This window comes from Streptomyces sp. CBMA123 (assembly GCF_014596465.1).
Classification (GTDB): Bacteria; Actinomycetota; Actinomycetes; order Streptomycetales; family Streptomycetaceae; genus Kitasatospora.
The window spans coordinates 1-6,493 of the sequence record NZ_MECK01000288.1; the positions used below are offsets into that span (position 1 = coordinate 1).

1 protein-coding gene is annotated in these 6,493 nt (G+C 76.1%); it reads right to left on the minus strand.

Translation table 11 applies throughout. From position 1 onward, the window contains the following. Positions 1–6,493, minus strand: a 6,493-nt coding sequence (locus BG452_RS27440; protein WP_188307040.1) for a type I polyketide synthase, incomplete at both ends; no start/stop codon positions are given.

Consider the following 6,493-nt stretch of genomic DNA (forward strand, 5'->3'; position numbering starts at 1 on the left):
TTCGGATCGCTCCTCGTCCACCTGGCGCTGACCGCCGCGTCCGCTTCCGAGTTGGAGCGGGGCTGCCCCCGGGAGGCCGTCTCGGAGTGGATCGGGGAGGTGCTGGGCCCCGTGCCCACCCCGGCGCCGCCCCGGGTCACGAACACCAGCCGGGAGGCGGCGGCCCGGTCCTCGGCCAGCCAGTCCTGGATGAGCGCGAGCACCCGCGTGGTGTGGGCGTGAACGGCCTCCGGGACGTCACCGGCCGGGCTGTCCAGCGCGACCAGGACGAGGTCCGGCACCGGGCGCCCGAGGTCCGCGAGCGTGGCGGCCGAGGAGCCCGTGCCGTAGGCGTCCCGTCCGAGCGCCGTGCAGCTCGGCGCCGTGGCGGCGGGCGGCGTGGCCGGGGCGGGCACCCACTCGATCCGGAACAGCGGGTCACGGCCGGCGCGGGCGGCGGCAGTGGCGGTCTGCGGGGCGCGCAGGGCGACCGAGCCGACGGTCAGCACCGCGCCGCCCGCCGGGTCGGTGGCGGTGACGGACACGGTGTCCTCGCCCCCGCCGAGGCGGGCGACGCGCACCCGCAGGGCGGCCGCTCCCCCGGCGTGCAGGGCGACACCCTGCCAGGCCTGGGGCTGCGGCAGCTGCTCCTCGGTGCCGACGCCGATCAGCACGGCGGCGTGCAGGGCGGCGTCGAGCAGGGCCGGGTGGAGGCCGAAGTAGCGGGCGTCCTCACCGGGTTCGCCGTCCAGTTCGACCTCGGCGAACACCTCCTCGCCGCGCAGCCAGGCGGCGCGCAGGCCCCGGAACGCCGGGCCGCGCCCGGGCTCGCGGTAGAAGCCGTCCAGATCGACGGCGAGCGCGCCGGCCGGCGGCCAGGCCGCCTGGGCGTGGTCCGGCAGGTCGCTCTCCTGGGGCACGAGGGTGCCGGTGGCGCAGTGCGTCCACGGCTCGTCGGGAGCGGCGTCGCCGGGGCGGGCGTAGCAGGCCACCGGGCGGGCGCCGGTGTCGTCGGGGGCGCCGACGCGCACCTGCACGACGGGTTCGTCGTCCTCGGCGAGCGGCAGCGGGTCGCCGAGCGTGAGCTCCGCGATCCGGCCGCAGCCGACCTGGTCGCCGGCCCGGACGGCCAGTTCGACGAAGGCGGCGGCGGGGAAGGCCAGGTGGCCGCCGATCCGGTGGTCGAGCAGCCACGGGTGGACGCGCAGGGCGAGGCGGCTGGTGAACAGCACGCCGTCGGTGTCGTCGGCGAGCGGGACGGCGGCGCCGAGCAGCGGGTGCTCGGCCGGGACGAGGCCGACGGAGGTCACGTCGCCGGTGAGGGCGGCCGGGCGCGGCCAGTAGCGGCGGTGGTCGAAGGCGTAGGTGGGCAGGTCGACCCGGCGGGCGCCGGTGCCGGCGAACGGGGCCGCCCAGTCGACCGGAACGCCGGCCGTGTGGAGCACGGCGAGGGCGGTCAGCAGGGAGCGCTCCTCGGCGCGGTCCTTGCGCAGGGCGGCGGCCCGCACGCAGTCCGCCGCGTCGTCCCCGAGGCTCTGCTCGGCGAGGGCGGTGAGGACGCCGTCGGGGCCGAGTTCGAGGAAGGCGGTGGCCCCGGCCTCGCGCAGGGCGCGGATGCCGTCGGCGAAGCGGACGGCCTCGCGGACGTGACGCACCCAGTAGCCGGGGGTGGTGAAGTCCTCGCCGAGGGCGCCGCTGAGGTTGGAGACCAGCGGAATCGAAGGCGCCTGGTAGGTCAGCCCGTTCAGGACCTCGCGGAAGTCCGCCAGCATCGGGTCCATCAGCGGCGAGTGGAAGGCGTGGGACACGCGCAGCCGCGTCGTCCGGCGGTCGGCGAAGTGCTCCTCGATCGCCGCGACGGCCTCCTCCGTCCCCGAGACGACGACCGAACTCGGACCGTTGACGGCGGCGATCGACACGAACTCGTCCAGCAACGGCAGGACTTCGTCCTCCGTCGCCTGCACGGCGAGCATCGCGCCACCCGCCGGAAGCGCCTGCATCAGCCGGCCCCGGGCGGCGACCAGCGCGCAGGCGTCCTCCAGCGAGAACACCCCGGCGACGTGCGCCGCCGCGACCTCACCGATCGAATGGCCCGCGACGAACTCCGGCCGCACGCCCAGCGATTCGACCAGCCGGTACAGCGCCACCTCGACGGCGAACAACCCGGCCTGGGCGTACTCCGTCCGGTTCAGCAGCTCCGCGTCCGAACCCCACACCACCTCGCGCAAGGCCGGGTCGAACTGCGCACAGACCGCATCGAAGGCCTCGGCGAACACCGCGAAGCGGGCATACAACTCCCGTCCCATGCCGAGCCGTTGGGATCCCTGTCCGGAGAAGAGCAGCGTTGTCCTGCACTCGCCGTCGGCGACGCCCCGGGCCACCTCGGCGCCGTCCAGCAGCACCGCCCGGTGCGCGAACCGCGACCGCCCGGCGGCCAGTGAGAGGCCGACGTCGACAGGCGAGGCGTCCAGCCCGGCGAGCCGTGCGAGCTGCGCGTCCAGCGCCGCCTCCGACTTGCCCGCCAGCACCCACGGCACCACGCCCGGCACCACGTCCGGCGCCGCTCCCGCCTCCTCGACCCGATCCATCATGGGAGCCTGCTCGACGATCACGTGCGCGTTGGTGCCGCTGATCCCGAAGGCCGAGACGCCCGCGCGGCGCGGTCGGCCGGTCTCCGGCCACTCCTCGGCCCGCGTGAGCAGCCGGATGTCACCGGCCGTCCAGTCGACGTGCGAGGACGGCGCGTCCACGTGCAGCGTGCGGGGCAGCACGCCGTGCTGCATCGACAGCACGGCCTTGATCACGCCGGCCGCACCGGCGGCGGCCTGGGTGTGGCCGATGTTGGACTTCAACGAGCCGAGCAGCAACGGGCGTTCGCGCTCCTGCCCGTAGGTGGCGAGGAGCGCCTGGGCCTCGATCGGGTCGCCCAGGGTGGTGCCCGTGCCGTGGCCCTCGACGAAGTCGACCTCCGCCGCCGAGAGGCGCGCGTTGGCGAGGGCCTGGCGGATGACGCGCTGCTGGGACGGGCCGTTGGGGGCCGTCAGACCGTTCGAGGCGCCGTCCTGGTTGACGGCCGAGCCGCGCACGACGGCGAGCACCGGATGCCCGTTGCGGCGCGCGTCCGAGAGCCGCTCCAGCACCAGGACGCCCGCGCCCTCGGACCACCCGGTGCCGTCGGCACCGTCCGCGAACGCCTTGCAGCGGCCGTCCGGGGCCAGTCCGCCCTGCCGGGTGAAGCCGGGGAAGCCGAGCGAGGACGACATCACGGTGACGCCGCCGGCCAGCGCCAGCGTGCACTCGCCGCTGCGCAGGGACTGCGAGGCCAGGTGCATCGCCACGAGCGAGGAGGAGCACGCCGTGTCGACGGTGACCGCCGGGCCCTCCAGGCCGAAGGTGTAGGAGATCCGGCCGGAGACCACGCTCGCGGCCAGGCCGGTGCTCGCGTGGCCCTCGATGTCCTCCCTGGCGTTCATGACGAGCGTCAGGTAGTCCTGGCCGCCCGTGCCGACGAAGACGCCGGTCCGGCTGCCGCGCAGCGTCGTCGGGTCGATCCCGGCGCGCTCGACGGCCTCCCAGGACGTCTCCAGCAGGAGCCGCTGCTGCGGGTCCATCGCGAGGGCCTCACGCGGCGAGATGCCGAAGAAGGCCGCGTCGAAGTCGGCCACCCCGTACAGGAAGCCGCCCTTCGCGGTGGCGCTGCGCCCCCGGTCGTCGGGGCCGCCGCCGAGCAGGGTGTCGAGGTCCCAGCCGCGGTCGGTCGGGAAGTCGGAGATGCCCTCGCGGCCCTCGGCGACCAGTGTCCACAGCTCCTCGGGCGTGCCGATCCCGCCGGGCAGGCGGCAGGCCATGCCGACGATCGCGATCGGGTCGTCGGCGGTGGCGGCGGCCGCCGCGGCCGGGGCGAGCGGCTCGTCGTGCCGCCCGAGCACCTCCGCGAGGACGAGTTCGGCGATCGCAGCGGGCGTCGGGTGGTCGAAGACCAGCGTTGCCGGGAGGCGCAGGCCGGTGACGGCGGTCAGGCGGTTGCGCAGTTCGAGTGCCGTGAGGGAGTCGATGCCGAGGTCGTGGAAGTCGCGATCGGCGGCGACGGCCTGCGGCGAGGCGTGGCCGAGGACGGCGGCGGCCTCGGTACGGACGAGGTCCACGACGTGGCGCAGCCGCTCGCTCTCGCGCAGCTCGTGGAGGCGGGCGGCGAGGGCCGTCACGGCGGCGGCGCCGGTGCCGGTGGCGGAGGCGGTGCGGCGCCCTGCGGGCAGGAGGGCGCGGAACATCGTGGGTACCTCGCCGCGCGGGCGGGTGCCGGCGGCCATGCGGCCGGTCGCGACCAGGTACGGCTCGTCGACGGCCATGGCGGCGTCGAGCAGAGCGAGACCGTCCTCCTCGGTGAGGGGCGGGACGCCGGAGGCGCGGATGCGGTGCAGGTCGGCTTCCGAAAGGGTCCCGGTCATGCCGGCCGTCGGCATCCAGGCGCCCCAGCCCAGCGACTGGGCGGGCAGGCCCTGGTGGCGGCGCCGGTGCGCGAGCGCGTCGAGGTAGACGTTGGCCGCCGCGTAGTTGCCCTGACCGGCGCTGCCCATGACGCCCGAGATGGAGGAGAACAGGACGAAGGCCGTGAGGTCCTGGTCCTTGGTCAGCTCGTGCAGGTTCCAGGCGGCATCGACCTTGGGGCGCAGGACGGTCGACAGCCGCTCGGGCGTCAGCGCGGTGACGACGCCGTCGTCCAGCACACCCGCCGCGTGCACGACGCCCGTGATCCTCCGGCCGTGCAGGGCCTGCGCGAGCGCCTCCCGGTCGGCGGCGTCACAGGCCACGACCTCGGCGCGGGCGCCCAGCTCCGCCAGCGCGTCCACCAGCTCGGAGGCGCCCCCGCGCCGACTCAGCAACAGCAGCTCCCGAACGCCGTGTTCGGTGACGAGATGGCGTGCGACGAGACGGCCCAGGCCGCCGGTGCCACCGGTGACGACCACGGTGCCCGTGCCCCAGCCGGACGAGGGTTCGTCGGCAAGTGCGGCACGGGTCAGTCGGCCCACCCGGACGACGCCGTCGCGCACCACCACCTGCGGCTCGCCCACGGCCAGCACCGCGTCCAGCGGGAGCTCACCGTCCGCGTCCACGAGGACGAACCGGCCCGGGTTCTCCGACTCGGCCGCCCGCACCAGGCCCCACACGGCGGCGCCGACGGGGTCCTCGCCACCCGCCATGGCTCCCCGGGTGACGAACACCAGGCGCGCGTCGGCGAACCGCGACTCGGCCAGCCACTCCTGCACCAGGCCCAGCGCCCACACCGTCACCTCGTGCACCGCCTCGGGCGACGAACCGCCCGCCACGGGCACGATCACGACGTCCGGCACCTCGCCGAGCGACGCCAGGTCCTCCCCCAGCGTCACCGCCGTCACGGGCTCACCCGCACGCGAGGGCGCGGGCACCCACTCCAGTCGCAGCAGCGACCCGGCCGTCCCTTGAACGGCCACCGCCGCCGGCTCGGCCAGCGTCAGAGCCTCGGCCGACAGCACCGGCTCCCCGGCGGCGTCCACGAGGGCGAGCGCGAGCGTCTCCGCGCCCATGCGCACGAGCCGCGCCCGCACCACGGACGCACCCGAGGCGTGCAGCGACACCCCGGACCACGCCACCGGCACCAGCCCCCGGCCGTCCGCCCGCAGGACGGCCGCCAGCAGGGCCGGGTGCACACCGAACCCCCCGGCCTCACCGGCCGCCTCGCCCGGCAGGACCGCCTCGACGAAAATCTCCTCGCCGCGCCGCCAGACCGACCGCAGCCCGTCGAAGACCGGGCCCAGGTCCGCCTCCTCCCGGAGCCCGGTGAGCTCCGCGACGACCGCGCCCTTCGGCGGCCACACCGAGGCGTCGAACCCGGCCGTGCGCTCGCCACGGACGAGCTCGCCCGAGGCGTGCTCCGTCCACGCGCCGTCGGCGTCGGCGTCCGGGCGGGAGAAGATCCGCACCGGGCGGGCGCCGGAGGCCACCGGCGCGTCCACCTGGATCTGCACGACGACCGCGCCGTCCTCGGGCAGGACGAGCGGCTCGGCGAGGGTCAGCCGCTCGACCCGGTCGCAGGCCACCTGGTCACCGGCCCGGACGGCCAGTTCCAGGAACCCGGTCGGCGGGAAGACGGCCACACCGCCCACCCGGTGGTCGCCCAGCCACGGCTGCGCCTTCAGCGACAGCCGGCCGGTCAGCAGCGTGCCCTCGGCGTTCGCGAGCGCGACGCTCGCGCCCAGCAGCGGGTGCTCGGCGGGCGACAGGCCCGCGCCGGTCACGTCCCCGATCCGACGGGCCGGGCGCGGCCAGTAGCGCTCGTGTTGGAAGGCGTAGGTGGGCAGGTCGACGCGCCGGGCGCCGGTGCCGTCGAACAGCCGCGCCCAGTCGACCGGGACTCCGGCGACGTGCAGCCGGGCGAGCGCGGTGACCAGGGTGTGTTCCTCGGGCCGGTCGCGGCGCAGCAGCGGGAGTGCGGGGGTGTCCGGGTCCTGTTGGGCGAGGGCGGCGAGGACGCCGT